Genomic DNA, 25353 nt, shown 5'->3' with positions numbered 1-25353 from the left:
ACCATGCATACTGCTTTTACTTTGTTGCCAGGCACAACAAAGTAGTCCGATTAGTCCGACCCCTGCCGCCCGCCTGCGGTCCACCTCCGGAGTGGACACGAAGCGCTCGGCCGAGAACCGCACGGTCCCCCCGCCGTGCTCTCCTCCGCCCCACCGCGTTTTCGTGCTGCGCGTGAAAGCGCGGTCCCCTCCGCAAGAAGAGGTGACAACGATGTCCATCTCACGTTCTCTGAGACGTTCCCGCTGGGCCGGGCTCTTCGCGGCCGCTTCGCTGCTGGCCGTCGGAGTGCAGGCGACGCCCGCCGTCTTCGCGCCCACAGAAGCCGCGGCGGCGGCCAGCTTCACCGACGACTTCAACGGGTCCGCAGGCAGCCCGGCCGACGGTTCGAAGTGGAACTACGAAACCGGCGACAACGTCAACAACCACGAGCGCCAGTACTACACGTCCGGCACGAACAACGCCGCGCTCGACGGGCAAGGCCACCTGGTGATCACGGCCAAGCGCGAGAACCCGGGCAACTACAACTGCTGGTACGGCCGCTGCGAGTACACGTCCGCGCGCCTCAACACCTCCGGCAAGTTCAGCCAGGCCTACGGCCACTTCGAGACCCGCATGAAGCTCCCGCGCGGTCAGGGCATGTGGCCCGCGTTCTGGATGCTCGGCGGCGGCAACTGGCCGGCCGACGGCGAGATCGACGTGATGGAGAACGTCGGCTTCGAGCCCAACACCGTGCACGGCACCATCCACGGCCCCGGCTACTCGGGCGCGGGCGGCATCGGCGCCGGCTACAGCGGCCCCAACTTCTCCGACGACTTCCACACCTACGCCGTGGACTGGTCGCCCAACAAGATCGTCTGGACGGTCGACGGCAACGTCTACCAGACCCGCACGCCGGCCGATCTCAACGGCAACCGCTGGGTCTACGACCACAACTTCTTCATCATCATGAACCTCGCCGTGGGCGGCTACTGGCCCGGCGACCCCAACGGCAGCACGCAGTTCCCGCAGCAGCTGGTCGTCGACTACGTGCACGTGACCACGAGCACCGGCGGCGGCACCACGCCGCCGAGCGGGAGCACCGGGCGCATCACCGGCATCGGCGGCAAGTGCGTGGACGTCGCGGGCGCCAACAGCGCCAACGGCACACCCATCCAGATCACCGACTGCAACGGCAACGCGGCGCAGAACTGGACCGTCGGCAGCGACGGCACCCTGCGGGCGCTGGGCAAGTGCATGGACGTCACCTCGGCCGGCACCAGCGATGGAACTCCCGTGCAGCTATACGACTGCAACGGTTCCGGCGCCCAGCAATGGGTAGTCACCTCGGCGCACGACATCGTGAACCCGGCCGCGAACAAGTGCCTCGACGCCACCGGCAACAGCTCGGCCAACGGCACCCGCCTGCAGATCTGGACCTGCACGGGCGCGGCCAACCAGAAGTGGACCGCACCCTGATCTACTGACCGCCGGTACGCGCTGCGCCACAACAAAAGCCGACGCGTTTCCCGGTGCCCTTCAAAGCCGCCGCGCGGGGCTGCTCGCCTCCTCTCCCTCCTCCGGCAGCCTCGCGCGGTGTTCCACTCCGGTCCCCACCGGCTCCCCGTTCGCCCGGGTGGCGTGACCCCGACCGGATCACGCCACCCGGCGCCCCGGATCCCCACCGGCCCGCCTCCACCCGAGAGGCATCCGCCGGGGTGTCCGCGAACGCGCTCGATCCACCCGTTCCCCACCGGGCTCTCCCGCTCCCACCGGGCTTTCCCCGTCCCCACCGAGCTTTCCCGTCCCCACCGAGCTTTTCTCCCCACCCCAAACGGCCCGACAGACAGCCCCCGCCCTCCCAAGGGGGGCGTCCCCATTCCATTCTACCGGCGAGGTGTGACAAAAAGTGGCCACACGGCCACGGACGGCGATGTTGTCCACAACTCGCCTCGCCTGTGGAAAACCCGGTCCTCACCGGGATCTCCCCTTCCCCCAAGGAGAAACACATGCGGCGATTCCTCGTCGCGCTGGCAGGGTGTGTCCTGTTAGCGCTTTCCTTCCTCTCCGGCACCACAGCCTCAGCGGCACCAGCCACACCAGCGGCACCGGCCGCCGCAGCCGCAGCCCCCACCGCGGCCCAGCTGCTCGCCAAGACCAACTCCTGTCAGCAGATCTCCAACGGCAAGTACAGCTACGACGAAGGCGGCGCCGCCACCGTCCCCGTCTGCCAGTCCAGCGGTGCCGTGTTCTTCAAAGCCGACATGGACATCGACTGCGACGGCCAGCGCACGACGCAGTGCAACGAGAACACCGACTGCTGCTTCTACCCGGACACGGCATTCCACACGTCCACCGACCAGCCGTTGAACGCGGCGCAGCTGCCCTACATCGTGTTGCCACAGCCGACGTCCACTTGGGACTACCGCCAGTACGGGATCGACGGTGGCTCGGTGGTCGCCGTCATCTACAACAACAAAGTCACCTACGCGGTCGTCGGTGACACCGGCCCGACGAGCATCATCGGCGAAGCGTCCTACGCCACGGCCGTGAGCCTCGGCATCGACCCCGACCCGAGCACCGGCGGCACCGAGGGACCGGTCACCTACGTCGTGTTCCCGAACACGCACGTGAACCCGATCGAGAACCACAACACCGCGGTGAGCGTCGGCGAGTCGTCGGCGAGCACCTGGGTCGGCGGCGGCCAGACCGACCCGCCGACCGGTGGCGCCGGCCAGATCACCGGCCTCGGCGGCAAATGCGTGGACGTCGCTGCGGCCAACAGCGCCAACGGCACCGCCGTGCAGCTGTATGACTGCAACGGCACCACCGCGCAGCAGTGGACCGTCGGCTCCGACGGCACGATCCGCGCACTCGGCAAGTGCCTCGACGCCGCCGGCACCGCCAACGGCACCAAGACGCAGATCTGGGACTGCACCGGCGGCGCGGTCCAGCGCTGGAGCCGGAACTCGACCGGCAATCTCGTGAACGCCGCCTCCGGCAAGTGCCTCGACGCCACGGACAACAGCTCCGCCAACGGCACCCGCCTGCAGATCTGGACGTGCGCCGCCACCCCCAACCAGAAGTGGACGGTGTCGTAGGCATGCGCAAACGCCACCTGCTCCCGCTGCTCGGCGCGGCGGCCCTGGCGCTGTCCACAATGGCCGTCCCGACCGCGCAGGCCGCCGGCGAGGCCGTGAACATCTGGCTCACCACCACCGACGACGCCAAGGGCGTGAACGTGACGCGCGGCCTGCAGCAGCAGACGCCCATCGCGTTCTCCGCCGGCACCGGCAGTGGCCAGGCCACGATCAACGTCAACGAGAACACCACCTACCAGCAGTTCGAAGGCGCGGGCGCGTCCTTCACCGACAGCGCGGCATACCTGCTGAACTCCAGCAACCTGCTGTCCGCGAGCACCCGCAACCAGGTGATGCAGAAGCTGTTCGATCCCAACGCCGGCATCGGCATCAGTTTCCTGCGCAACCCGATCGGCGCGTCGGACCTGGCGCGCTACAGCTACACGTTCGACGACATGCCCGCCGGGCGGACCGACCCGAACCTGCAGCACTTCTCCATCGCCCACGACCAGGTGGACGTGCTGCCGCTGACGCAGCAGGCCAAACAGCTCAACCCGCAGCTGAAGGTGATGGCTTCTCCGTGGAGCGCACCGCCGTGGATGAAGGACAACGACGACTACAAGCTCGGCTGGGTCGAGTCGCAGTACTACAACGCCTACGCCCAGTACTTCGTGAAGTACGTGCAGGCGTATCAAAACGCGGGCGTGCCGATCAACTACCTCACTGTGCAGAACGAGCCGACGTGCTGCGCGAGCTACCCGTCCACGAACTGGAACGGCTCGGGCCTGGCCTACTTCACCAAGAACAACCTGCTGCCCGCGTTGCATTCCGCGGGGCTGTCGACCAAGGTCCTGGCGCTGGACTGGAACTGGGACCAGTACCAGTCCTTCGCCGCGCCGACGATGGACGACCCGGCCATCCGCGACGACCCGAACTTCGGTGGCATGGCGTGGCACGGGTACGGCGGCAACGTCTCGCAGCAGACGACCGTGCACAACCAGTATCCGAACGTCAACGCGTACTCGACCGAGCACTCCGGCGGCACCTGGGTGTCGAACCAGCAGGCCGAGGACATGAACAACATCGTCGACTACACGCGCAACTGGAGCCGCACGGTCACCAAGTGGAGCCTCGCGATGGACCAGGCCCACAACCCGCACAACGGCGGCTGTGACACCTGCACCGGCCTCGTGACCGTCCACAACGGAGACGGGCGCAACGGCCAGGTCGACTACACCGTCGAGTACTACACGATGGGCCACCTCACCAAGTTCGTGAAGCCGGGCGCGGTGCGGATCGACTCGAACGACAACGCCACCGTGCGCAACGTCGCGTGGAAGAACCCGGACGGGTCCAAGGCGCTCATCGCGTACAACTCGGGCACGGGCAACCAGAGCGTGCGCGTGAACTGGGGCGGGCAGTCGTTCACCTACACGCTGCCGGGCCACACGTCGGCCACGTTCACGTGGAACGGCACGCAGGCGGGCGGGGGCACCACCACGCCGCCAACCGGCCGCATCGGCCAGATCACCGGGCTGGGCGGCAAGTGCCTCGACGTCGCGGGCGCCAACAGCGCCAACGGCACCGCGGTCGACCTCTACGACTGCAACGGCACGGGCGCACAGCAGTGGACCATCGGCTCCGACGGCACGATCCGGGCACTGGGCAAGTGCCTCGACGTCAGTTCTGCGTCCACAACGGACGGTTCGAAAGTCCAGCTGTACGACTGCAACGGCACCGGCGCGCAGCAATGGACGGCCAACTCGTCCCGCGACATCGTGAACACCGCCGCCGACAAGTGCCTCGACGTCACCGGAAACACCTCGGCCAACGGCACGCGCACGCAGATTTGGACGTGCACCGGCGCGGCCAACCAGAAGTGGACCACACCGTAACCCTCCCCAGGAGTCCCCGATGAGAAGAAGAGTCCTCGCGGCACTAGGCGGCCTGCTCGCCGCCTCCGCCGTCACCCTGATCCCGGCCGACGCGCAGGCGGCGACCGGGCAGATCACCGGCCTCGGCGGCAAGTGCGTCGACGTCGCCGGCGCGAACAGCGCCAACGGTTCCGCCGTGCAGCTCTACGGCTGCAACGGAACCACGGCACAGCAGTGGAACGTCGGCTCCGACGGCACGATCCGGGCGCTCGGCAAGTGCCTCGACGTGGCCTCGGCAGCCACCACCGACGGGGCCAAGGTGCAGCTGTACGACTGCAACGGCACTGGCGCGCAGCAGTGGACGGTCAGCGCCGCGCACGACATCGTGAACACCGCGGCGAACAAGTGCCTCGACGCCACCGGCCAGAGCTCGGCCGATGGCACGCGCCTGCAGATCTGGACGTGTACCGGCACGGCCAACCAGAAGTGGACCGCGCCTTCCGGCGGCGGCGACACGACTCCGCCGCCTTCGGCCGGCGCGATGGCCGTGGCCCCGTACATCTACAACGGCTGGGGCGCGCCGCCGAATCCGACCACGATCATGAACGCGACGGGCGTGAAGTGGTTCACGCTGGCGTTCGTGCTGTCCAACGGCTACTGCAACCCGCAGTGGGACGGCGCGCGTGCACTCACCGGCGGCGTGGACCAGGGCACGATCAACACCGTGCGCGGCGCGGGCGGCGACGTGATCCCGTCGTTCGGCGGTTACAGCGGCAACAAGCTGGAGTCCTCGTGCGGCAGCGCGGGTGAGCTCGCGTCGGCGTACCAGAAGGTGATCAACGCCTACGGCCTCAAGGCGATCGACATCGACATCGAGGCCGACGCCTACAGCAACCCGACGGTGCAGCAGCGCACCGTCGATGCGCTCAAGACCGTGCGTGCCAACAACCCGGGCATCAAGATCTACGTCACGTTCGGCACGGGCACCAGCGGCCCGGACTCGAGCCTGGTCAACCGCGCGGCGCAGTCCGGCTTCGCGGCCGACGGCTGGGTCATCATGCCGTTCGACTTCGGCGGCGCCGGGCAGAACATGGGCACCCTCACCACACGTGCGGCCGAGGGCCTGAAGAACGTCGTCAAGAACGCCTTCGGCTACACCGACGACAACGCCTACCGGCACATGGGCATCTCGTCCATGAACGGCATCACCGACCAGAACGAGACGGTGACCGTGGCGGACTTCACCACCATCCTGGGTTACGCGAACCAGCATCACCTGTCGCGGCTGACGTTCTGGTCGGCCAACCGTGACCGACCGTGCACGGGTGGTCCGGACGACAGCTGCTCGAAGGTCTCGCAGCAGCCGTGGGACTACACCAAGGTGTTCGCCCAGTACGCCGGCTGAGGATCCGAAGTGGACTGAATCGGAAACAACGCAGCGGCGAACCGTGATCTCCCCCCGGGGACCACGGTTCGCCGTTGCTCCACCATCTCCACCATCTCCTGGCCACGCACGCCGGATCGGGCACTGGGGGCGACCATCCCGATTCGGTCTTCGCGAAGGGGCCCACGCCCCGTCTGGGGGTTCCGGGGCGTGGGGGGCCCATCGCTTCACGCGACCTGATGAAGACGTTAATCAGGTGTCCGCGATCTTGACACCACCCAGACTACGGACGGCACGAACGGCCACATTCGGGTGCCCATCCGCGCGAAAGCACGCTATGTAAGCAAGTGCTTCATCCCTTTTCCGACGGAAGTAGTGCCGTTCCTGCGTCACGGACGCGCAACTCGTGGCAAACGTTTTCCATGGCGCAGCACACACTTTCCCGTCGGGTCACGGCGATTTTCGGGCCCCTGACACGGATCCCGCCCCGGCGCGAGACGGCGGGCAGTCCGGTTTGGACCACCACCGTGAGTTACAGACTCGCGCCGTCCACCGAACGCTCCGAGTACGCCTCGACGAGCTGCGCTTCCGCGTCGGAGAGGTAAGCCGCGAGCAGTTTTTCCGCGCGCCGACCGTCTCCTTCTCCGAGCGGCCCGAGCAGTTCGCGGTTGCGCGGCAGGTAGCGCTCGTGGAACCGCCGCGGGTCGGCCATCACGTGGAACACCAGCCGCAGCTCGGCCGTGAGGCCCTGCATCAGCTCAACCACGCGCTCGCTCCCGGTCAACGCGACGAGCTCGCTGTGGAACCGGATGTTCGCCGTGCCGAGGTCCTGCCAACGGCCGGTTTCGGCTGCTTGGTCACCCTCGGCGACCGTGGCCGCAATCTGGTCGTAGGACGCCGGCCGCTCGGAGATCCCGCGGACCGCGGCGCACTCGACGAGCTTGCGGACACGGTAGATGTCGCGCACGTCGTCGACCGTCGGCACGCGGACGAAGACGCCGCGGTTGAGCTCGTGGGTGAGCAGCCGCTCGTGCGTGAGCAGGCGGAACGACTCGCGCAGCGTGTTGCGTGAGACGCCCAGCGCGTTGCCGATGTCCTGCTCCGACAGCCGGCCGCCGGGCAGGAAGAAGCCCTCTGCGATGCGCGTGCGCAGCACTCCGGCGACCCGCTCCGCGGTGCTCGTGCGGCTCAGCAGGCCGCGGTCGGCTTCCAGGCCCAGCGGGCTCTCGTCGGTGACCACGTCGCCCAGCGTAGCCGCAGGGTTGAGAACGATAAAATGAGAGACTTGTGGAATTGTTCAACGATCCGTACGGTGACTGCCATGTGACTCGTGCCACTATGAGAACTCTCCCTGCGAGGTACCCATGAACACGAACGTGACAGCAGGCATCACGAGTGCGGCCCGGCCGTTCGAGTGGTTCCGCTCCCTCGGACCCAAGGGCAAGCGCGCCTTCTTCGCCGCCTTCGGCGGTTACGGACTCGACTCCTTCGACTACCAGACCCTGCCGTTCGGTCTGGCCGCCATCACGGCGTACTTCGGCATCTCCTCCGGCGAGGCAGGCCTGCTCAGCACGACCACGTTGGTCGTCTCCGCGATCGGCGGCATCGGCGCCGGCGTGCTGGCCGACCGCATCGGCCGCGTCCGCACGCTGCAGCTGACCATCGCGCTGTACACGGTCTTCACGGTGCTCTGCGGTTTCGCACCGAACTTCGAGACGCTGCTGGTGTTCCGCGGCTTGCAGGGCCTCGGCTTCGGTGGCGAGTGGGCCGTCGGCGCCGCGCTGGTCGCCGAGTACTGCTCGGCGCGCTACCGCGGCCGGACCGTCGCGTTCGTGCAGAGCGCGTGGGCCGTGGGCTGGGGCCTGCTGGTGATCGTCTACACCGTGCTGTTCAGCGTGCTCGACGACGCCGTCGCGTGGCGCGTGCTGTTCTGGGTCGGTGTGCTGCCGGCGCTGCTCGTGCTGTGGGTGCGCCGCCGCGTGACCGACGCGGAGCACGTGACCGAACGCCGGCTGACGACTCTGAAGACCAAGGCGCGCGGTTCGCTCGCCGGCATCTTCCGCCCCGGCCTGCTGCGCACCACGCTCTTCGCGGCGCTGCTCGCGACCGGTGTCCAGGGCGGGTACTACACGCTGTTCACGTGGCTGCCCCAGTACCTCAAGACTGCCCGCGGCCTGTCCGTGGTCGGCACCGGCGGGTACTTCGCGCTGCTGATCCCCGGCGCGTTCATCGGCTACGTCTGCGGCGGGTACCTCGCGGACCTGTTGGGGCGCAAGCGAACCTTCCTGCTGTTCTCGGTGCTGTCGGCGGCGCTGATCGTGCTGTTCGTGCAGCTACCCTACGGCGCCAACGGCCTCATGCCGCTGATCAGCTTCCCGCTGGGGTTCTCGACGTCGGCGATCTTCAGCGGCTTCGGCGCGTACCTCGCGGAGCTGTACCCGACCGAGGTGCGGGCCACTGGCCAGGGCTTCACGTACAACTTCGGGCGCGCGGTGGGTGCCGCGTTCCCCGCGGTGGTCGGGTTCATGGGCGCGGGTGGCGCGATCGCGCTCGGTGCCGTCGGGTACGCGATCGCCGCGCTCGCGTTACTGGGCCTGCCCGAAACCCGCGGACGGGAACTGACCGGGATCGGGTCATGACCACGTTCCGCGACCCAGCCACGCTGACACCCGCCGAGGCCCGCGCGCTCTTCCGCGCGGGCACCGAGCGGCCGACCGAGGGCTGGGCGCGGGGCTACGCGCAGGCCAACCTGATCGCCGTGCCGCAGGACTGGGCCGACGATGTGCTGCTGTTCTGCGCGCGAAACCCGCGCGCGTGCCCAGTGCTCGACGTCAGCCGGCCCGGCGACCCGGGATCGCGGCTCGCGCCGGGCGCCGACCTGCGCACCGATCTGCCGCGCTACCGCGTGTGGCACAACGGGGTGCTGACCGGCGAGGTCGGCGACGCGACGGGCCTGTGGCGCAGCGACATGGTGGCGTTCTCGATCGGCTGCACCTACTCGTTCGAGGCGCCGCTGGTCGCGGGCGGAGTGCCCCTGCGGAACCTGACGCAGGGGCGCGGCGTCGCGATGTACGTGACCGACCGTCCGTGCACGCCGGCCGGGCGGCTGCACGGACCGTTGGTGGTGACGATGCGGCCGGTCCCGGCCGAACTGCTCGACGAGGCCGTGCGGATCACCTCGGCGTCGCCCTCGCTGCCCGGCGCCCCGGTGCACGTCGGCGATGCGGCCGCGCTGGGCATCGCGGACCGGGCGCGGCCCGACTTCGGCGACGCCGTGGACCTGGAACCCGGCGACGTGCCGGTGTTCTGGGCCTGTGGCGTCACCCCCCAGGCGGCGGTGATGGCTTCGCGGCCGCCGTTCGCCATCACGCACGCGCCGGGGTACATGTTCTTGACAGACCAGCGCGAGACGGGAGTGACATGGATCTGAACAGTGACCTCGGCGAAGGCTTCGGCACGTGGCGGATGGGCGACGACGAGGCGATGCTTGACATCGTGACCAGCGCGAACATCGCGTGCGGCTTCCACGCGGGCGACCCCGGCGTGATGCGGCGGGTGTGCGCCCGCGCGGCCGAGCGGGGCGTGACGATCGGGGCGCACGTGGGGTACCGCGACCTCGCCGGCTTCGGCCGCCGGGCGCTGGACATCGCGCCCGCGGACCTCACGGACGACGTGCTGTACCAAATCGGCGCGTTGGACGCTTTCGCGCGAGCTGCGGGGTCTTCGGTGAAGTACGTGAAGGCGCACGGTGCGCTGTACAACACGGCGGCGGTGGATCCGGCGCAGGCGGCGGCGCTCGTGGAGGGCGTGCGGCAGTTCGGCACCGGGTTGGCGCTGTTGTGCCCGCCGGACTCCGAGATGCTGCGCGCGGCTTCGGCGGCCGGCGTGACGGGGTACGCGGAGGCGTTCGCCGATCGGGCTTACACGCCGGAGGGGCAGCTCGTGTCCCGCAAGCTGCCGGGTGCGGTGCTGCACGACGCCGACGCGGTCGCCGAGCGCGCCACGGCCATGGCAACGACGGGTTCGGTCCTCGATGTGGCCGGCGGGAAGCTCGACCTGAGGGCGGTTTCCCTCTGCGTGCACGGTGATACGCCGGGGGCCGTGGACATCGCGCGGCGGATTCGTGCTTCGTTGACGGAGGCGGGGGTCACGGTGGAGTCGTTCGTGTGATGGCCGTGTTGCCGTACGGCGGTTCCGCGGTTCTCGTGGAGGCTCAGGACGTGCTCGGGTTGCAGGCGGCGTTGGAGGCGGATCTGCCGGCCGGGGTGGTGGAGCTGGTGCCGGCCGCGCGGACGCTGTTGGTGCGGTTCGATCCTGCGGTGGTGGAGGTGGCTTCGTTGACGCGGTTGTTGTCTTCGGTGTCCACTGTGGATGTTGCCACCGGCTCTTCGGGTGCCGTCACCGTGCCGGTGCGCTACGACGGGGCGGATCTCGCCGATGTCGCGGAGGCTTCGGGGTTGTCGGTGCGGGAGGTCGTGTCCTTGCACAGCTCGGCTTCGTACGTGGTGTCGTTCTGCGGCTTCGCGCCGGGTTTCGCTTACTTGACGGGCCTGGATCCCGCGCTGCACCTGCCGCGCCGTTCCGTGCCACGCACCCGCGTGCCCGCCGGTTCGGTCGCCATCGCGGGCGAGTACTCGGCCGTCTACCCCCGCCCGTCCCCCGGTGGCTGGCACCTGGTGGGGACGACTTCGCTGCCGGTCTGGGACGTCGAGCGCGACCCGCCCAACCGGCTCACGCCGGGCACGCGCGTGCGGTTCGAGGCGGTGTGATGACCGGGAAGGTGGAAGTGCTCGCGACCGGTCCCTTCGCGACCGTTCAAGACCTGGGCCGGCCCGGTCTCGCCGCCGTCGGGGTCGGGCGGTCGGGGGCGGCGGACCGTTCGTCGTTGCGGCTGGCGAACCGGCTGGTCGGCAATCCCGAGACGCACGCGGCCCTGGAAGTGACGCTCGGTGGGTTGCGGCTGCGGGTCTCCGAAGGCGCGTTGGTCGCCGTCACCGGTGCGGAGGTCGCGGTGTGGGCCGGGCGGCGAGCGGCCGCACCGAACGGACCCATCATGCTGCGGGTGGGCGAGGAGCTGGCGCTGGGCACCGCCACCCGCGGCCTGCGCTGCTACGTCGCTGTCCGCGGCGGTTTCGACGTGCGGCCTGTGCTCGGCGCGCGGGCCACCGACACCATGGGCGGGCTCGGGCCGCCGCCCCTGGCTCCGGGCATGACCCTTCCGGTGGGGGACGTCGTCGCCGGTCAGCCGGTCGTCGACCTGGCTCCGCTGGCCCGGCTTTCGGAAGAACCGGTTCTACGCGTCACCCCCGGGCCGCGCCTCGACTGGTTCACGCGGACAGCACTGTCCACTTTGGTCACCTCCCGCTACACGGTGACCACCGACCTCGACCGCGTCGGCGTCCGGCTCGACGGGCCGCCGCTCGACCGCGCACGCTCCGGCGAATTGCCGCCGGAAGCCGCCGTGCCGGGTGCACTGCAGGTGCCACCCTCGGGCGTGCCGATCCTTTTCCTCGCCGACCACCCCGTGACCGGCGGCTATCCCGTGCCCGCCGTCGTCCGCGAACCCGACCTCGACGTCGCCGCGCAGCTGCGGCCCGGGCAGCGCGTGCGCTTCGCGCTGAGCCGCGAAGGCTGACACCAGGCAGAACACCGCCAGTGGCACCTCGAGCACCGCCATCGCCACCGACGCCGCGACGTCCGGCCCGGCCGTGGTCACGTCGAACCACGCATCGACCAGCAGGAGCGCCCCCGTGGCGGCCGCGGGGGCCGGCGCGCGGCGATCGCCGCGCAGCAGCCACCAGCCGGTGAGCAGCAAGCCGGCCGACTCCAGCACGTCGAGCCCCATCCACGCGAGCCGCCAGTGCTGCGCCGCATACGTGTCGGGCAGAGTCGCGGCCAAGATTCCCAGCCACGGCAGCAATCCCGCTCCGGCGAGCGCCGGCACCCAACCCCTCTTCATGACTTCCCCCTTCGTCCCGGCCAGGCTAGCCAATTGCAGAGACTTTTTGCAAACTTTTTCTGCAATGGTTCTCTGCACTACGCTGAGTGGCATGGCGGAACCACCGGAACAGCGGGTCCTCACCGGCCCCGACCTCAAGGCCCTCCAGAAGGCACTGGCCAACCCGGTGCGCCGCGACATCCTCGGCTACCTGGGCAAACACGGCGAAGCGAATTCGACGAGCGTCGCCAAGGCGCTCGGCGAGAGCACGGGCACCACGAGCTACCACCTGCGCAAGCTCGCCGAGCAGAAGCTGATCGCCGAGATCGAGGAGCGCTCGGCGGGCCGCGAACGGTGGTGGCGCTCGATGATGACGAACATCTACACCCCGCCCGGCCTCGAACTGACCGACGACGAGCGCACGGCCGCCACGCAGATCGGTGCGCTGAAGATGAGCCACGACCTCGACCTCGTCGTCCGCGCGTACGCCGGCTACGACAGTTCGGAAGGCTGGAACCAGATCTATCGGGCCGGACTCACGCTCACCAAAGACCAGGTGGAAGCGTTTGCGACCGAGTTCCGGGCGCTGCTGTGGAAGTACACGACCGAAGCGGAGCCAGGCGCGCGGGACATGGCCATCCGGCTCGTCGTACTACCGGAGGACAACCTCACAAACCCGACACCCGCAACGTCAGATTGAGCCGCCCCGTCAGGCCCAGCGCCGGGTCGGCCGTGCCGGGCAGGGTGCGCGGCACGCCGTGGTACGCCAGCCGCGAGGGGCCGCCGAAGACGAACAGGTCGCCGGAGCGCAGCTCGATGTCCGTGTAGGGCCGGTTGCGGTTCTCCGTGTTGCCGAAGCGGAAGACGCACGTGTCGCCGAGGCTCAGGGACACGACCGGCGCCAGGGAGCGCTCGTCCTTGTCCTGGTGCTGGCCCATTTTGGCCGTGGCGTCGTAGTAGTTCACGAGGGCGACGTCGGGTTCGTAGCCTGCCGGGTCGCCGTACGCCGAGGCCACCGCGCGCCGGCCGAGGTCGCCCAGCCAGGGCGGGAACGGTTCCACCGGCGAGCCGTCCTCACGGGTGCGGGAGTAGCGGTACGGGAGCCAGTGCCAGCCGAGGCAGACCATGCGGACGGACATCATCGCGCCGCTGGGCAGGCGGGTCTGGCGGTAGCCGCGCCAGCCACGGCAGGCCTCGACGAGCGAGCGCTGTTCGTCGAGGTCGAGCCAGTCGGGGACGTGGACCGCGCCAGGCGCGAGTTCGACCCGGGGACGTGGCAGCAGTTCCATCGCGAGCATTGTCGCAAACGGTTCGGTCCCAGGAGAGCGGCAGACCGCAGGAGCCACCCGAAGGGTCCAGCCGGGCGCTCCTGCGGCGGCACCCCTCGCCGTAACCGCCGCTTTGACACTCCCACACTCGTGTGTCACAGGCCAGGTGTCGATCAGCTACAAGATGGAAACGTGACGCGACGGCCAAGACTCATCACACTGTGTCACGCAACCTCGATCTGCCCGATCTCGACCACGGTCACGCCGGCGCGCGCGGGCACGGGGTCGTTCATCGCGGCCAGCGCGGCCGGCACGTCGTCGAGGCCGATCCGGGTGCCGATGAGGCCCGCGAGGTCGATACCCGACCGCTCGACCACGCTCAGCAACTCGGGGTACTCGTGCGCCTGCAGGCCATGGATGCCCACGATCTCCAGCTCGCCGCCGATCACGCGGTGCATCGGGATCGGCGCGACGCCCTGCGCGGGCGGCATCAGGCCCGCCTGCACGTGCCGGCCGCGTTTGCGCAGGCTGCCGACCGAAGCGGCGCACGTGGCCGGCGAGCCCAGGCAGTCGAGCGACACGTGGGTGCCGCCGCCGGTCAGCGACCGGACGTGCTCGGCGAGCGCCTCCGGCCCGTCGAAGGCGCCCGCGTCCACGCTCAGCACCGCGCCCGAACGCTCGGCGAGCGCTCGCGCGGCCGGCGAGACGTCCACCGCCACGACCTTCGCGCCCGCCGCCGCGGCCAGCAGCACAGCGGAGATCCCGACGCCGCCGCAGCCGTAGACCGAAACCCACTGGCCGGCGCGCACGCCGCCCTGCCGCAGCACCGCGCGGAACGCCGTGCCGAAGCGGCAGCCGAGCGCGGCCGCCTCCGCCGCCGACATCGCGTCCGGCAGCGCGACGAGGTTCGCCTGCGCGTGCTCGATCGCGACGAGCTCCGCGAACGACCCCCAGTGGGTGGCGCCCGGCTGGAACTCGTCGTCGCAGATCTGCTGGTCACCGCGCGCACACTGCGCACAGCTACCGCACGCGCACACGAACGGCACCGTCACCCGCGCGCCGACCTCCCAGCCGCGCACGCCCGCACCGATCGCAGCGATCCGCCCCGCCAGCTCGTGGCCGGCGACGTGCGGCAGCTTCACGGCCTCGTCGTGGCCCTGCCACGTGTGCCAGTCGCTGCGGCACACACCCGTGGCGTCCACCGCGATCACCACCCCGCCAGGCGGCGCCACCGGATCCGGCACCTCAACCACCTGGGGCAGCACCCCGAAATCCTCGATCACGACCGCACGCATGCGCTCGATCGTAGGAGAGGCAGCAGTCCCACCCGCACCCTGCTCGACATGCTCCTGCCGCGCGCTTCCGCCCCGCCAAGCCCACAACGCGAGATCGCGCCGGTTTCCGGATTGGGCGGCGCGATCGGCCGCCAGGCCGATCCGGTCGCTCAATCCGGAAACCGGCTCAAAGGCGATCTCGCACGCCTCGGCGGAGCCGAGGCCGAAAACACAGCCGAAGGTGGCTTATCGGTGCTGAGCGCGCGAGCGCGAAGGACCGAGAAGCCGCCGCAGGGAATTCGGCGGGACACCCAGGATGTCTTCCAGATTCCTTAGGGCCTGCAACGATTCCGGCCGCTCCGGGCGGCACCGCCCCGACTGCCAGTGGCTCAATGTCGCGAGACTGAGGGAAGTTCCCCTGCCACGCAAGCGATATCTGATCCTATCCAGTCCTAGCCCCCTCGCCCTGATTGCCGCCCGCAGGGCGTCCGCGAACGGGCCGGCCTCGAGCAGCCGCCCGAGATCCCGTTCCGCCGTTTCCGCCCTGTCCATCGTCGACGTTCGCTGACCGGTCATCGCACACGCTCCGAACCATGTCGCTTCCCGAAACCTCGGAGCGTAGGCCGGAGTCCACATGATCGGAAGGGCACTCACCCGCCTGCGGAGAGAGAACGAGCGATCTCCGCAAAGGGTTCCGCGTAGCCGGAATTGACGGTGACGTAGGAAATCCCCCACCGTTCGCGCCACCGGAGAAGAGTTTCCTTTGCTACAGCCGGGTTTTCCGGCAGAACCGTGACTGCGCCGGCAGCGGCGAGCTCGGGTACGTCCACACCGGTGTACTTCGCGATCTGCGGCGCCGGCGCATTTCCGACGGCAATCAAGTTCACCGAAAGTTCGATGTCGGCGAATCGCGTGCCCGCCATTTCGCGGAAGTTGTCCACAATAGAATCGGCTTCGGATTCCGTGGTCTGCGGTGCCCACGACAGAGTGACCACATCGGCCTCGCGCGCGGCGAGCGCGAGCATCTTCGGCCCGCCGCCGGCGAGCAGCAGGCGCGGCCGCTCGGGCGTCTGCTTCAGGAACGCGATGGTGTCGGCCAGGCGCGCGATGCGCTCACCCGGCGACGCGAACTCCCGGCCGAGGCCGCGCGCGAACGCACCGGCGCCGGGCCGCCCGACGCCCAGGCCGAGCTCGAACCGGCCGCCCGTCACGCGGTGCAACGTGGACACCTGCCAGCCGAGCTGACGGACGTCGCGGAACGGGTCAGCGAGCACGAAGGTGCCCAGCGTGAGGCGGCTGGTGACGGCGGCGGCCGCGGGCACCAGCGTGAGCGGGTCGGCGTCGCCGACGGGGTCGGTGGCGAGCAGGGTGTCGAGGCCGAGCTCCTCGATCCGGCGGGCCTGGTCGGTCCAGGCCTTGAGGTCGGGGGCGTACCCGGAGACGATCCCGAAGCGGAACGGTTTGGTGGTCATGGCGACCATCGTCGGCGCCGGCGGGGGTAGCCCACATCCGCCGAGAAGCGACACCGGCGCGTACGCCCGGCAGCGCAGGTTTGCTCAGCGCGGAATCGGCGATCTTGGTTGCCTGTGGACAACTCCAGTGAGCACCGGGTTTTGTCGGTGCGCGCAGGTAGAATGGATCTTGGGCGGCCCCCTGGGAGGGTGGGCCCTGCCGCCGGCCCAGCTCTGCGCCAGCCCAGCCCTGCCGCCAGCCCAGCCCTGCCGCCAACCCAGCCCTGCCGCCGGCTCAGCCCTGTCCGCAGCCCAGAACAGCTCAGCGCACGGCGACAGACAGCGCTTGCGCGATCTCCTTGCCGATCGCGTGCGTCGCCGCGTCCGGCGGCTGGCCCACCTTCACGACCATCGGCCCGCCGAACGGCTGGCGCTCCACCACCTCGATGCGTTCGCCCAGGCCGATGGCGTGCTCGGTGAGGTAGCGCAGCAGTTCCGGGTCCGTGTCCCACACGCGCACGATCTCGCCGACGGCGCCGGGCGGCAGGTCGTCCAGGATGCGCATCGGCACCTCCTCGACGCTGCCGTCGGGGGCCGGGATGGGATCGCCGTGCGGATCGCGCAGGGGATTGCCGAGTTTGGCGGCGATGCGCTCGACCAGCCGGTCGGACACCGCGTGCTCCAGCGCGTCGGCCTCCGAGTGGACCTCGTCCCAGGTGTAGCCCAGCTCGGAGACGAGGTAGGTCTCGATCAACCGGTGCCGGCGCAGCACCGAGCGCGCCAGCAGCCGCCCCTCGGCGGTCAGCTCGATACCCCGGTAGGGCACGTGGGCCACCAGCCCGAGCTGCGAAAGCTTCGTGACCATGCCCGACGCCGACGACGGGCTCACCTCGAGCCGTCCCGCCAGCGTCGCATTGGTCACGGCCTCACCGCGCTCGACGAGCCCGTAGATCACGCGCACGTAGTCCTCGACCGACGACGACCTCCGGACGGAACCATCTTCCATACCGCATACGATACGGGCTCGCCGCTCACCGTCCGGACGCCATGGGGCGCCCGAATGTGGTTCAACGCTGAACGACTCGGTCCGGACCGGCGTGGTCCGGACGGCGGCACTCACGGCCGCCAGCGGTACCTGATCCAGCCCGGCACTGGCTCCGCGCCCAGCTGCTCGTAGAACGCCTCGGCCTTCTCGTTGCCCGCCTGCATGTCCCACTCGACGCGGCCGGTGGTGCGCGAACGCAGCTCGTCGAGCAGCTCGCGGCCCAGCCCGTGGCGGCGGTGTTCGGGGCGGATGAACAGGTCGTCGAGCCAGATCCCCGGCCGCGCTTCCCACGTCGAGAAGTTCCAGCTGCAGAACGCGAAGCCCGCGACCACGTCCGGGCGATGCGGCAGCGTCGCGAGGACGACCCACGCCTTGGGCTCGGGCCCGAACAGGTATCCGCTCATCTCGGCGCGGTCGAGCTTCAGGTCGTGCTTGTCCTCGTACACGGCGTGCTCTTCGATGAGCGCGCAGATCTCTTCGGCGTCTTCGAAGACGGCGTCGCGGACGGGCATGCGAGGAGCCCCAATCTTGTCGGTGGTAGCGGTTACGGTGCGGACATGAGCCCTGAAGACCGGTTCGAGAACCTGATCGACGAGCTGCTGGGCGGCGAAGACGCCGAGGGCGTCGAGCCGCCACGGCCCGGAAGCGGCTTCGGGTCGAGTGCCCTGCGCGTGGACAACCGCATCTTCGCCATGCTCGTGCGCGGGCGCCTTGTGGTAAAGCTGCCGAAGCGCCGCGTCGACGCGCTGGTGGCCGAGGGCCACCGGCGTGCGGTTCGACGCGAACAAAGGCACGCCGATGAAGGAGTGGTTCACGCTCGACGAGGAGTCGTCGCTCGACTGGCCCGCGTTGGCGCGCGAAGCGTGTGCGTTCGTCGGCAAGCGATAGGTCACGATGCCTCGTAGCGCAGTTCGCCACCCACGGCGGTGGCGAGCACGCGGACATCTTCCACAGCGTCCATAGTGGACAGATGATCACCCGAAAGGACTACGAAGTCTGCCAGCTTGCCCGGCTCCAGCGTGCCGAGGTCGTGTTCGGCGAAGGTCGCGTACGCCGAGCCGTAGGTGTACGCGCGCAGCGCCTCCTGCGGGGTGAGCGCTTCCTCGGGCGAGAACGGCGCGCCCGACGACGTGCGCCGGTGCACCATGTCGGCCAGGCCGAGCAGCGGCGCGCCGTCGACGACCGGCCGGTCCGAGCTCGCGGGCAGCACGCAGCCGGCGTCGAGGACGCTGCGCAGGCGGTAACACCACGGCACCCGTGACTCGCCGAGCGCGGCGCGCATGCCGTCGCCCAGCTCGTTCACGAACCGGCCCTGCGGCGAAGCGATGAGCCCGAGCCGAGCCAGCCGAGCCAGCTCCGCCGGCTGAAGCACCGCGCAGTGCTCGATGCGGTGCCGGTGGTCCTCGCGCGGCGAAGCGGCCAACGCGGCTTCGTACGCGTCGAGCACCACGGTGATGGCGCGGTCGCCGATGGCGTGCGTCGCGATCTGCCAGCCCGCGTCGTGCGCGATGCGGATCGTGCGGGCCAGCTCCTCCTCGGGTACCTGGAAGTAGCCGCGGTTGTCCGGCTCGCCCGCGAACGGCTCGTGCATCGCGCAGGTGCGCCCGACCAGCGAACCATCGGCGAAGAGCTTCATCGGCCCGACGCGCAGCCACTCGTCGCCGAAGCCCGTGCGCAGGCCCAGGTCAAGGCCGAACCCGGCGCCGTCGGGCAGGTCGTGGAGCACGCTCGCGGCCACCATCACCGTGCTCCGCACGCGCAGCACCCCGCGTTCGCGCGCCAGCTGGTAGGCGGCCAGCTCGGCGGGCGTCTCCCCGACCAGCCCGCCGCCGATGCCGGCCTCCTGCACGCTCGTGATGCCCTCGGCCAGGAACCGCTCGCTCGCGCGGTCGAGGCCGCGGACCACGGACTCCATCGGCGCCGGGTAGGTCAGCGGTCGCAGCAGGAGCTGGGCCTGCTCACGCAGCAGCCCGGTCGGCGACCCGGAAGCGTCGAGCACCACGTCGCCGCCCACCGGCACGTGCGCGAGATCGAGCTGGTGCAGCACGGCGGAGTTGACCACGGTCATGTGCCCGGACGTGTGCTTGAGCCGCACGAGCATCCCGGGCGCGGCGCGGTCGAGGCCGTGGCGGTCGGGGTGCGCGCCGCCGGCCAGCTTGTTCTGGTCGTAACCGCTGCCGATGACCCAGCTGCCGGCGGGCAGCTCGGCGGCCCGGCGTGCCACTGCGTCGTAGACCTCCTCGACGCTGCGGCAGTCGCTCAGCGCCACGTCGTCCAGGCCCATGCCGAACCACGCCATGTGGTTGTGGGCGTCGTGAAACCCGGGCACCACGTAAGCGCCGCCGAGGTCGATCCGCCGGCGCGCCGACAGCGCCTCGGCGTCCTCGCCCAGCGCCACGACCCGGCCGTGCAGCACGGCGAGCGCACTGTCCCCGGTGGCGCTCTCCCCGGTAGCACTGTCCCCGGTGAGCAGCCGGGCGTTCTCGTACACCGCGTCGACCCGCATGAACGAGACCCTATCGATCGATCGATCGAACGTCTAGGCTCACTGCCATGAGCACCGTGGACCTCGCCGTCGAGGGCGGCATCGCGCACATCCGGCTGAACCGCCCCGAGCAGCTGAACGCCGTGGCGCCCGTGCTGGTGGACGACTTCCTGACCGCGCTGGACGGCGTCGCACGCAGCACCGCCCACGTGGTTCTGCTGTCCGGCAACGGCCGCGCCTTCTGCGCCGGCCACGACCTCAAGGAGCCGACGCCGGAAGGTGACTCGCGGGCCCGGCTCGACCGGCTGCAGGACGTGACTCGCAAGCTGCGCGCGCTGCCGCAGCCGGTGATCGCCGCCGTGCACGGCTACGCGCTCGGCGCCGGCGCGGAGTTCGCGCTCGGCTGCGACCTGGTGCTGGCCGCCGACGACGCCGTGTTCGGCTTCCCCGAAGTCTCGCTCGGGCTCAGCGTGACGGGCGCGGCTTCGCGCCTGCTGCCGCTGCTCGTCGGGCCCATGAGGGCCAAGGAGCTGCTCCTGCTCGGCGAGCGCTTCGACGGCCTGCGCGCCCACGACCTGGGCCTGGTCAACGCCGCCGTACCGGCCGCCGAGCTCATGACGCTGGCGCTGGGCTGGGCCGAAAAGATCGCGCACCACCCCGCCGAGGCCGCCACCATGGCCAAGCGGGCGCTCGACTCCGGCATCGACCACGCGCTGGAATCAGCCCTGGAGCTGGAGGTCAGCCACGCGCTGATCACCGAGCACTCGGCCGCCGTGCGCGAGTCCACCGAGGCGTTCCGGAGCCGTGCGTGAAGACCCTGCAGCAGGCCGACACCCTCGTGGCGCTGCTCGACCGCGCCGCGCAGCTGTGGCCGGAGCGCACGGCGTGGGTCTTCGACGCGACGGGCGAGCGGTTCACCTTCGCCGACGTCGACGAGCGCAGCGGCCGGTTCGCCGCCGCGTTGCACGGGCTGGGCGTGCGGCCCGGCGACCGCGTGGCCGTGATGCTGCGCAACCAGCCGGAGTTCCCGCTGCTGTGGCTCGCGCTGGCGAAGCTCGGCGCGGTGCTGGTGCCGGTGAACACGAACTACCGCGAGTTCGACGGCGCCCACGTGCTGCGCCACTCCGGCGCGCGGTTCGCGGTGGGGGCCGAGGAGTTCGTGGAGCTGCTGGAGAAGATCGCGCCGGACACCGCTGTGGAGCGAGTGCTGACGCCGGCGGAGCTGCGGGCTTCGGACGCGAAGCCGGCCACGGCCGTCGTCGCCGAGCAGCCCGTGAACATCCAGTACACCTCCGGCACCACCGGCGCGCCCAAGGGCTGCGTGCTGCCGCACCGGTACTGGACCACGCTCGCCGTCAGCCTCGCCACGGACTTCCCCGCCATCGGAGAAGAAGACATCCTCCTGACCGCCCAGCCGTTCCACTACATCGATCCACAGTGGAACGTCGCGTTGGGACTCGCGGGCGGCGCGACGCTCGTGGTGCTCGACCGCTTCCACCCGTCCACGTTCTGGGCCAAGGTGCGCGAGCACCGAGTCACGTGGTTCTACTGCCTCGGCCTGATGCCGACACTCCTACTGCGCCAGCCGCCGCACGAAAACGACCGCAACCACCGCGTGCGTGCGATCTGCGCGTCGGCCATCCCGCGTGAGCTGCACGCCGAGCTGGAACAGCGGTGGGGCGCGCCGTGGTACGAGGCGTTCGGCATGACCGAGACCGGCGGCGACATCCGTGTGCCGGAGGCCGACCACGACGTCGCCGTGGGCACCGGCTGCATCGGCCGGCCCAGCCGCGACCGCGAGGTGATGATCGCCGACGAGGCCGGGAAACCCCTGCCGCGCGGGGAAACCGGCGAGCTGCTCATCCGCGGTATCGGCCTGATGCACGGCTACCACGACGACGCGCAAGCCACCGCGCGCGCGTTCGCCGGCGGCTGGTTCCACACGGGCGACCTCGCGAGCATGGACGCCGAGGGCCGCGTCTTCTTCGTGGGCCGCACCAAGGACATGATCCGGCGCAGCGGCGAGAACGTCTCGGCCGACGAGGTCGAACGCGCGCTGCTGCTGCACCCCGCCGTACGCCTGGCGGCGGTGCTCGCGGTGCCGGACGAGCTGCGCGGCGAAGAGGTGAAGGCCTACGTCGTCTGCGAAGGTTCGCCGACACCCGAGGAGCTGGCGGAGTTCTGCGCGGAGAAACTGGCCTACTTCAAGGTGCCGCGGTTCTGGGCCTTCGCCGACGAACTACCGCTCACCCCGTCCGAACGCGTCGCGAAGGGCGAGCTGCGGAAGGTGGCGGACCTGCGCGCCGACGCGTGGGACCGGACCACGGGGACGTGGCTGTGAGCAGCGGTGAACGCGTGCGCGCGGCGGCCGTGAAACTGTTCGCCGCCAAGGGTTTCCACGGCACCGGCATCCGCGAACTCGCGAGCGAGGCCGAGCTGTCGTCGGCGAGCCTGTACCACTACATGGGCACCAAGGAGGACCTGCTCGTCGAGATCATGACCACCGCGTTGCGGCGGCTGCTCGACGCGGCGGACAAGGCCACCGCCGGCGCGGCCGACCCGGTGGCGCGCCTGCGTTCGCTCGTCGCGCTTCACGTGCTCGCCCACGCCGCGCGGCCCGCCGAAACCCGCGTGGTGGACAACGAGGTCGACGCGCTTTCGGATGCCGCGCGTACGCGAGTCGTCGCTCTGCGGGACGAATACGAGGGCCTGTGGGCACAGGCGATCTCCGACGGCGTCGCCGCGGGCGTGTTCCACACCCCACACCCGGCCGTGACGCGCCTGGCACTGCTGGAGATGTGCAGCGGAGTTGCCCGTTGGTACTCACCAAGGGGGCCGTTGCCGCTCGAAGGGCTGGCCACGCACTACGCGGAGCTGGCGCTCGGGGCGCTCGGACACCCCGTTGCCGTAGCTGTTCCCGATCTGCGACAGTGCCTGGAAGTGGTCGCCCAGGTGTGGGACATGCCTGTTCAGCCGGGGTTTTAGCGACCTACGCCTTGCTGATTGGGCGAACGTGGGGGACGCTCGAAGGGTGACTGAGCAAACGATCCACCTGGAATTGGACGACTCGGGTCTCGCACCTAGCCTGCCCGCTCCAGCAAATCCCCGCGACCAGGTGCAGGATGTGCCGTACCGCCCGGTCGAGTTCCGCGATGACGATCTGCCGACCGCACTCGAACGCTGCGCCGTCTGGCTGCGTCAAGCTCAGGAGTGGCTCGGTGAACCGCTCGACATCCTGGCGATCCACCTGGACTACGACGACCGCCAGGGTTCCCCGTATTACGACGTGAAGGTGCTCTGCAACGAAGAGGACCTGGCCGGCGTCCCCATCGCCCTCCGCAACAGCAGCAAGTGATTCACTGAGAACACCGTTCATCCCCTGAAGGCCTCGTGGCCGGACCACGCGTCCCGCCACGAGGCCTTCACGGTTTTCATGCCGTTTTCACACTCGGCTTTCACGGCTCAGCCGAGCGCGCCACCGACCTTCACGTGGCCCTTGAGCAGGTTGCGCGCGATGGTGCGGCGCTGGATCTCGTCGGTGCCCTCGTAGATGCGCAGCAGCCGCAGCTCGCGGTACCAGCGCTCCACCGGCAGCTCGCGCGTGTAGCCCATGCCGCCGTGGATCTGCAGCACGCGGTCCACGATCTCGTTGGCCTTCTGGCCGCCGTAGAGCTTCGCCATCGACTGCGCGTGGCGCGAGTCCATCTTCTGGTCGACCTGCCACGCGGCGTGCAGCACGAGCCAGCGCAACGCTTCGAGCTCCACCCCGGAGTCGGCGATCATCCACTGGATCGCCTGGCGTTCGGCGATCTTCTGCCCGAACGTCTCGCGCGTGTTGGCGTGCTCGATGGCCATGGAGATCAGGCGCTCGCACGAACCGATCGCGCGGGCGGGCAGCAGGTAGCGGCCCTGGCCGATCCACTGCATCGCCAGCTCGAAGCCGCGGCCCTCCTCACCGAGGATCTGCGACTCGGGCACGCGCACGTCCTGGAACACCAGCGCCGCCGGGCCCCACTCGCCCATCGTGTCGATGTACTCGGACTTCCAGCCCATCTCGCGGTCGACGAGGAAGCAGGTGACGCCACCGTTGGCGCCCTTTTCCGGGTCGGTGATGGCGAAGACCATCACGAAGTCGGCTTCGTTGCCGCCGGTGATGAAGGTCTTCTCGCCGTTGATGACCCAGTCGGAGCCGTCCTTGCGCGCGGTGGTGCGGATGGCCTTCGCGTCGGAGCCGGCGCCGGGTTCGGTGATGGCGAAGCACGACTTGCGCTCGCCGGAGATCGTCGGCAGCAGGTAGGTCTGCTTCTGCTCCTCGTTGGCGTGGAACAGGATGTTGTCCGCGGCGCCGCCGAAGCGGAACGGCACGAAGGTGCGGCCCAGCTCGGCCTCCAGCAGCGCGGCCATCACGGCCGAGAGCCCCATGCCGCCGTACTCCTCCGGCGTGAGCACGCCCCAGAAGCCGGATTCCTTGGCCTTGAGCTGCAGCTCCGTCAGCTCCTCGGCCGTGACGCCCGGCTGGCCGGCGCGCTCGCGGCGGAGCACCTCCTGCTCACGCGGCACCAGCTCGCGCTGCACGAACGTGCGCACCCAGTCGCGCACTTCGCGTTCTTCGGTGCTCAGGGTGAAATCCATCGAGTCGTCCCTTTCCAAGCCGTCCGGCTAAGCGCTTGCTTAGCCGAGGGTACCGCGTCGTCTCGGGGTCCCCCTAGTAGCTGGCCGGTTTCCGTGACAACGCGCCCCGGCGCCGGGAAGATCGAGGGTGGACGAGGAGGGTGCCAGGTGACGCAGATCGTGGTCCGGTGGTCGGAGCCACTGGCGGCGGAGGACCGCTTCCTTCGGCTGCTCGACGAGCTCGAGCGCGGCCGCTTCGAGGCCTACCGGCTGGAGCTGGACAAGCGCCGTTTCCTGACCGGCCGCGTGCTGGCGAAGACGCTCACGGCGGCGCGCCTGGGCGTGCCGGTGGAGTCCGTGGTCTTCGACGCCACCTGCGAGGACTGCGGCAAGCCCCACGGCCGGCCCCGAGTGCCCGGTTCGGACCTTACGTTGTCGATTTCGCACTCAGGCCAGCTCATCGGCGTGGCCGCCACGGACGGCGTGCCGGTGGGCCTGGACGTCGAGACCTCTTCGCGCCGGGCCGACAAGTCGCTCATCGAGTACGCCCTGAGCCCGGCCGAGCAGCAGGCCGTGGCGGAGCTGCCCGAGGCCTCGCGATCCGCCGCCTTCTTCGTTTACTGGACCCGCAAGGAGGCCGTCATGAAGGCCACCGGCAAGGGCCTGAAGATCCCGCTGCAGAGCATCACGTTCTCGCCCTACGACGCGCCGGCCGAGCTCGTGTCCTCCGGCGACCCAGCGCTGGACCCCGCTCGCACCCGGCTGGCGGACCTCAAGGCGGCCGAGGGCCACCGCGCGGCCGTGGCGGCCCTCACCACGGAGGCGTTGGACGTCACCGAGGAGCACTGGCTCCCCTGAGCCTCACCGGTCAGTCGAGACCCATCGCGCCCAGCAGGGTCCGGAACTTCGCGATCGTCTCGTCGAACTCCGCCTGCGGATCCGACGCCGGCACAATCCCACCACCCG

The 25353-nt window shown here is 69.9% G+C and carries 26 protein-coding genes; 17 read left to right on the top strand and 9 right to left on the bottom strand.

Translation table 11 applies throughout. The annotated features are described in order from the left end of the window. The first annotated feature begins 211 nt into the window (after positions 1 to 211). From AB0M56_RS26825 to AB0M56_RS26810, 4 genes are all read left to right on the top strand, one after another. Entirely contained in the window at positions 212 to 1456 is a 1245-nt protein-coding gene (locus AB0M56_RS26825; RefSeq protein WP_364180467.1) for a family 16 glycosylhydrolase, read from the top strand. 530 nt (positions 1457 to 1986) lie between these two features. Further along, positions 1987 to 3078 (top strand): ricin-type beta-trefoil lectin domain protein, encoded by a 1092-nt coding sequence (locus tag AB0M56_RS26820; RefSeq protein ID WP_364180466.1) that lies wholly within the window; start codon positions 1987 to 1989, stop codon positions 3076 to 3078. Between the two features lie 2 nt (positions 3079 to 3080). Next, complete coding sequence (locus AB0M56_RS26815) at positions 3081 to 4952, top strand: ricin-type beta-trefoil lectin domain protein (protein ID WP_364180464.1); 1872 nt, start codon at positions 3081 to 3083, stop codon at positions 4950 to 4952. 19 nt (positions 4953 to 4971) lie between these two features. After that, positions 4972 to 6336, top strand: a complete 1365-nt coding sequence (locus AB0M56_RS26810; protein ID WP_364180463.1) for a ricin-type beta-trefoil lectin domain protein — start codon at positions 4972 to 4974, stop codon at positions 6334 to 6336. A gap of 511 nt (positions 6337 to 6847) precedes the next feature. Here the strand turns inward: AB0M56_RS26810 and AB0M56_RS26805 are convergent. Further along, the gene (locus AB0M56_RS26805) at positions 6848 to 7555 is read right to left on the bottom strand and encodes a GntR family transcriptional regulator (protein ID WP_364180461.1); all 708 of its coding nucleotides are present in this window, start codon (positions 7553 to 7555) and stop codon (positions 6848 to 6850) included. Between the two features lie 124 nt (positions 7556 to 7679). Between AB0M56_RS26805 and AB0M56_RS26800 the strand changes: the two genes are divergently transcribed. The 6 genes from AB0M56_RS26800 (at position 7680) to AB0M56_RS26775 (ending at position 12953) form a co-directional block, all read left to right on the top strand. Further along, entirely contained in the window at positions 7680 to 8954 is a 1275-nt protein-coding gene (locus AB0M56_RS26800; RefSeq protein WP_364180459.1) for an MFS transporter, read from the top strand. After that, a complete protein-coding gene (locus tag AB0M56_RS26795; RefSeq protein WP_364180457.1) occupies positions 8951 to 9745 on the top strand; it encodes a putative hydro-lyase in 795 nt (264 codons plus the stop codon). Before AB0M56_RS26800 ends, AB0M56_RS26795 begins: the two co-directional genes overlap by 4 nt. Next, positions 9736 to 10485: a 5-oxoprolinase subunit PxpA gene (locus AB0M56_RS26790; protein ID WP_364180455.1), complete on the top strand. Its 750-nt coding sequence runs from the start codon at positions 9736 to 9738 to the stop codon at positions 10483 to 10485. Before AB0M56_RS26795 ends, AB0M56_RS26790 begins: the two co-directional genes overlap by 10 nt. Further along, positions 10485 to 11084: a 5-oxoprolinase subunit PxpB gene (pxpB, locus tag AB0M56_RS26785; RefSeq protein WP_364180453.1), complete on the top strand. Its 600-nt coding sequence runs from the start codon at positions 10485 to 10487 to the stop codon at positions 11082 to 11084. The genes AB0M56_RS26790 and pxpB overlap by 1 nt, the downstream gene beginning before the upstream one ends. Then, positions 11084 to 11950 (top strand): biotin-dependent carboxyltransferase family protein, encoded by an 867-nt coding sequence (locus AB0M56_RS26780; protein WP_364180452.1) that lies wholly within the window; start codon positions 11084 to 11086, stop codon positions 11948 to 11950. Before pxpB ends, AB0M56_RS26780 begins: the two co-directional genes overlap by 1 nt. A gap of 115 nt (positions 11951 to 12065) precedes the next feature. Further along, positions 12066 to 12953, top strand: a complete 888-nt coding sequence (locus AB0M56_RS26775; protein ID WP_364180450.1) for a helix-turn-helix domain-containing protein — start codon at positions 12066 to 12068, stop codon at positions 12951 to 12953. On the opposite strand, the gene AB0M56_RS26770 is transcribed toward AB0M56_RS26775, so the two are convergent. After that, complete coding sequence (locus tag AB0M56_RS26770; protein ID WP_364180448.1) at positions 12922 to 13542, bottom strand: alpha-ketoglutarate-dependent dioxygenase AlkB; 621 nt, start codon at positions 13540 to 13542, stop codon at positions 12922 to 12924. The genes AB0M56_RS26775 and AB0M56_RS26770 overlap by 32 nt on opposite strands. A 203-nt stretch (positions 13543 to 13745) precedes the next feature. Then, entirely contained in the window at positions 13746 to 14816 is a 1071-nt protein-coding gene (locus tag AB0M56_RS26765; RefSeq protein ID WP_364180447.1) for an alcohol dehydrogenase catalytic domain-containing protein, read from the bottom strand. Between the two features lie 48 nt (positions 14817 to 14864). Here AB0M56_RS26765 and AB0M56_RS26760 point away from each other — a divergent pair, with 48 nt between their 5' ends. Beyond that, the gene (locus AB0M56_RS26760) at positions 14865 to 15131 is read left to right on the top strand and encodes a hypothetical protein (protein ID WP_364180533.1); all 267 of its coding nucleotides are present in this window, start codon (positions 14865 to 14867) and stop codon (positions 15129 to 15131) included. Here the strand turns inward: AB0M56_RS26760 and AB0M56_RS26755 are convergent. From AB0M56_RS26755 to AB0M56_RS26740, 4 genes are all read right to left on the bottom strand, one after another. Continuing rightward, complete coding sequence (locus tag AB0M56_RS26755) at positions 15042 to 15371, bottom strand: transcriptional regulator (protein ID WP_354874815.1); 330 nt, start codon at positions 15369 to 15371, stop codon at positions 15042 to 15044. The two genes, AB0M56_RS26760 and AB0M56_RS26755, sit on opposite strands and share 90 nt — an antisense overlap. Positions 15372 to 15445: 74 nt before the next feature. Continuing rightward, positions 15446 to 16267 carry an LLM class flavin-dependent oxidoreductase gene (locus tag AB0M56_RS26750; RefSeq protein ID WP_364180445.1) on the bottom strand — a complete coding sequence of 274 codons (822 nt, stop codon included), beginning with the start codon at positions 16265 to 16267 and terminating at the stop codon, positions 15446 to 15448. A gap of 301 nt (positions 16268 to 16568) precedes the next feature. Further along, positions 16569 to 17252 (bottom strand): metal-dependent transcriptional regulator, encoded by a 684-nt coding sequence (locus tag AB0M56_RS26745; protein WP_354874811.1) that lies wholly within the window; start codon positions 17250 to 17252, stop codon positions 16569 to 16571. A gap of 110 nt (positions 17253 to 17362) precedes the next feature. After that, complete coding sequence (locus AB0M56_RS26740) at positions 17363 to 17803, bottom strand: GNAT family N-acetyltransferase (protein ID WP_364180443.1); 441 nt, start codon at positions 17801 to 17803, stop codon at positions 17363 to 17365. A gap of 45 nt (positions 17804 to 17848) precedes the next feature. On the opposite strand from AB0M56_RS26740, the gene AB0M56_RS26735 reads away from it, so the two are divergent. Beyond that, a complete protein-coding gene (locus AB0M56_RS26735) occupies positions 17849 to 18196 on the top strand; it encodes a hypothetical protein (RefSeq protein WP_364180441.1) in 348 nt (115 codons plus the stop codon). Here the strand turns inward: AB0M56_RS26735 and AB0M56_RS26730 are convergent. Then, positions 18181 to 19797, bottom strand: coding sequence for an amidohydrolase (locus AB0M56_RS26730; RefSeq protein WP_364180439.1), 1617 nt, complete (start codon positions 19795 to 19797; stop codon positions 18181 to 18183). The two genes, AB0M56_RS26735 and AB0M56_RS26730, sit on opposite strands and share 16 nt — an antisense overlap. 47 nt (positions 19798 to 19844) lie before the next feature. Here AB0M56_RS26730 and AB0M56_RS26725 point away from each other — a divergent pair, with 47 nt between their 5' ends. The 4 genes from AB0M56_RS26725 to AB0M56_RS26710 are packed head-to-tail and all read left to right on the top strand — an operon-like array spanning position 19845 to position 23131. Next, positions 19845 to 20588, top strand: coding sequence for an enoyl-CoA hydratase/isomerase family protein (locus AB0M56_RS26725; protein WP_364180437.1), 744 nt, complete (start codon positions 19845 to 19847; stop codon positions 20586 to 20588). Then, positions 20585 to 22117: an ATP-dependent acyl-CoA ligase gene (locus AB0M56_RS26720; protein ID WP_364180435.1), complete on the top strand. Its 1533-nt coding sequence runs from the start codon at positions 20585 to 20587 to the stop codon at positions 22115 to 22117. Before AB0M56_RS26725 ends, AB0M56_RS26720 begins: the two co-directional genes overlap by 4 nt. Further along, entirely contained in the window at positions 22114 to 22761 is a 648-nt protein-coding gene (locus AB0M56_RS26715) for a TetR/AcrR family transcriptional regulator (protein ID WP_364180434.1), read from the top strand. The genes AB0M56_RS26720 and AB0M56_RS26715 overlap by 4 nt, the downstream gene beginning before the upstream one ends. 46 nt (positions 22762 to 22807) lie before the next feature. After that, a complete protein-coding gene (locus AB0M56_RS26710; protein WP_364180432.1) occupies positions 22808 to 23131 on the top strand; it encodes a hypothetical protein in 324 nt (107 codons plus the stop codon). 107 nt (positions 23132 to 23238) lie between these two features. On the opposite strand, the gene AB0M56_RS26705 is transcribed toward AB0M56_RS26710, so the two are convergent. Further along, positions 23239 to 24408: an acyl-CoA dehydrogenase family protein gene (locus AB0M56_RS26705; RefSeq protein ID WP_364180430.1), complete on the bottom strand. Its 1170-nt coding sequence runs from the start codon at positions 24406 to 24408 to the stop codon at positions 23239 to 23241. A 147-nt stretch (positions 24409 to 24555) separates the two neighbouring features. On the opposite strand from AB0M56_RS26705, the gene AB0M56_RS26700 reads away from it, so the two are divergent. Further along, the gene (locus tag AB0M56_RS26700; protein WP_364180428.1) at positions 24556 to 25245 is read left to right on the top strand and encodes a 4'-phosphopantetheinyl transferase superfamily protein; all 690 of its coding nucleotides are present in this window, start codon (positions 24556 to 24558) and stop codon (positions 25243 to 25245) included. The last annotated feature ends 108 nt before the right edge of the window (positions 25246 to 25353 follow it).

Origin of the sequence: Amycolatopsis sp. NPDC051372 (assembly GCF_040682095.1) — a bacterium.
Lineage (GTDB): Bacteria > Actinomycetota > Actinomycetes > Mycobacteriales > Pseudonocardiaceae > Amycolatopsis.
This window is presented reverse-complemented; position numbering and strand designations above follow the sequence as displayed.

What these genes read in the sequence shown, in the direction of transcription:
- AB0M56_RS26825 (WP_364180467.1), top strand. Translation starts at nt 212, where the DNA reads ATGTCCATCTCACGTTCTCTGAGACGTTCCCGCTGGGCCGGGCTCTTC.
- AB0M56_RS26820 (WP_364180466.1), top strand. Translation starts at nt 1,987, where the DNA reads ATGCGGCGATTCCTCGTCGCGCTGGCAGGGTGTGTCCTGTTAGCGCTT.
- AB0M56_RS26815 (WP_364180464.1), top strand. Translation starts at nt 3,081, where the DNA reads ATGCGCAAACGCCACCTGCTCCCGCTGCTCGGCGCGGCGGCCCTGGCG.
- AB0M56_RS26810 (WP_364180463.1), top strand. Translation starts at nt 4,972, where the DNA reads ATGAGAAGAAGAGTCCTCGCGGCACTAGGCGGCCTGCTCGCCGCCTCC.
- AB0M56_RS26800 (WP_364180459.1), top strand. Translation starts at nt 7,680, where the DNA reads ATGAACACGAACGTGACAGCAGGCATCACGAGTGCGGCCCGGCCGTTC.
- AB0M56_RS26795 (WP_364180457.1), top strand. Translation starts at nt 8,951, where the DNA reads ATGACCACGTTCCGCGACCCAGCCACGCTGACACCCGCCGAGGCCCGC.
- AB0M56_RS26790 (WP_364180455.1), top strand. Translation starts at nt 9,736, where the DNA reads ATGGATCTGAACAGTGACCTCGGCGAAGGCTTCGGCACGTGGCGGATG.
- pxpB (WP_364180453.1), top strand. Translation starts at nt 10,485, where the DNA reads ATGGCCGTGTTGCCGTACGGCGGTTCCGCGGTTCTCGTGGAGGCTCAG.
- AB0M56_RS26780 (WP_364180452.1), top strand. Translation starts at nt 11,084, where the DNA reads ATGACCGGGAAGGTGGAAGTGCTCGCGACCGGTCCCTTCGCGACCGTT.
- AB0M56_RS26770 (WP_364180448.1), bottom strand. Translation starts at nt 13,542, where the DNA reads ATGGAACTGCTGCCACGTCCCCGGGTCGAACTCGCGCCTGGCGCGGTC.
- AB0M56_RS26765 (WP_364180447.1), bottom strand. Translation starts at nt 14,816, where the DNA reads ATGCGTGCGGTCGTGATCGAGGATTTCGGGGTGCTGCCCCAGGTGGTT.
- AB0M56_RS26760 (WP_364180533.1), top strand. Translation starts at nt 14,865, where the DNA reads ATGCTCCTGCCGCGCGCTTCCGCCCCGCCAAGCCCACAACGCGAGATC.
- AB0M56_RS26755 (WP_354874815.1), bottom strand. Translation starts at nt 15,371, where the DNA reads ATGACCGGTCAGCGAACGTCGACGATGGACAGGGCGGAAACGGCGGAA.
- AB0M56_RS26750 (WP_364180445.1), bottom strand. Translation starts at nt 16,267, where the DNA reads ATGACCACCAAACCGTTCCGCTTCGGGATCGTCTCCGGGTACGCCCCC.
- AB0M56_RS26745 (WP_354874811.1), bottom strand. Translation starts at nt 17,252, where the DNA reads ATGGAAGATGGTTCCGTCCGGAGGTCGTCGTCGGTCGAGGACTACGTG.
- AB0M56_RS26740 (WP_364180443.1), bottom strand. Translation starts at nt 17,803, where the DNA reads ATGCCCGTCCGCGACGCCGTCTTCGAAGACGCCGAAGAGATCTGCGCG.
- AB0M56_RS26735 (WP_364180441.1), top strand. Translation starts at nt 17,849, where the DNA reads ATGAGCCCTGAAGACCGGTTCGAGAACCTGATCGACGAGCTGCTGGGC.
- AB0M56_RS26730 (WP_364180439.1), bottom strand. Translation starts at nt 19,797, where the DNA reads ATGCGGGTCGACGCGGTGTACGAGAACGCCCGGCTGCTCACCGGGGAC.
- AB0M56_RS26725 (WP_364180437.1), top strand. Translation starts at nt 19,845, where the DNA reads ATGAGCACCGTGGACCTCGCCGTCGAGGGCGGCATCGCGCACATCCGG.
- AB0M56_RS26705 (WP_364180430.1), bottom strand. Translation starts at nt 24,408, where the DNA reads ATGGATTTCACCCTGAGCACCGAAGAACGCGAAGTGCGCGACTGGGTG.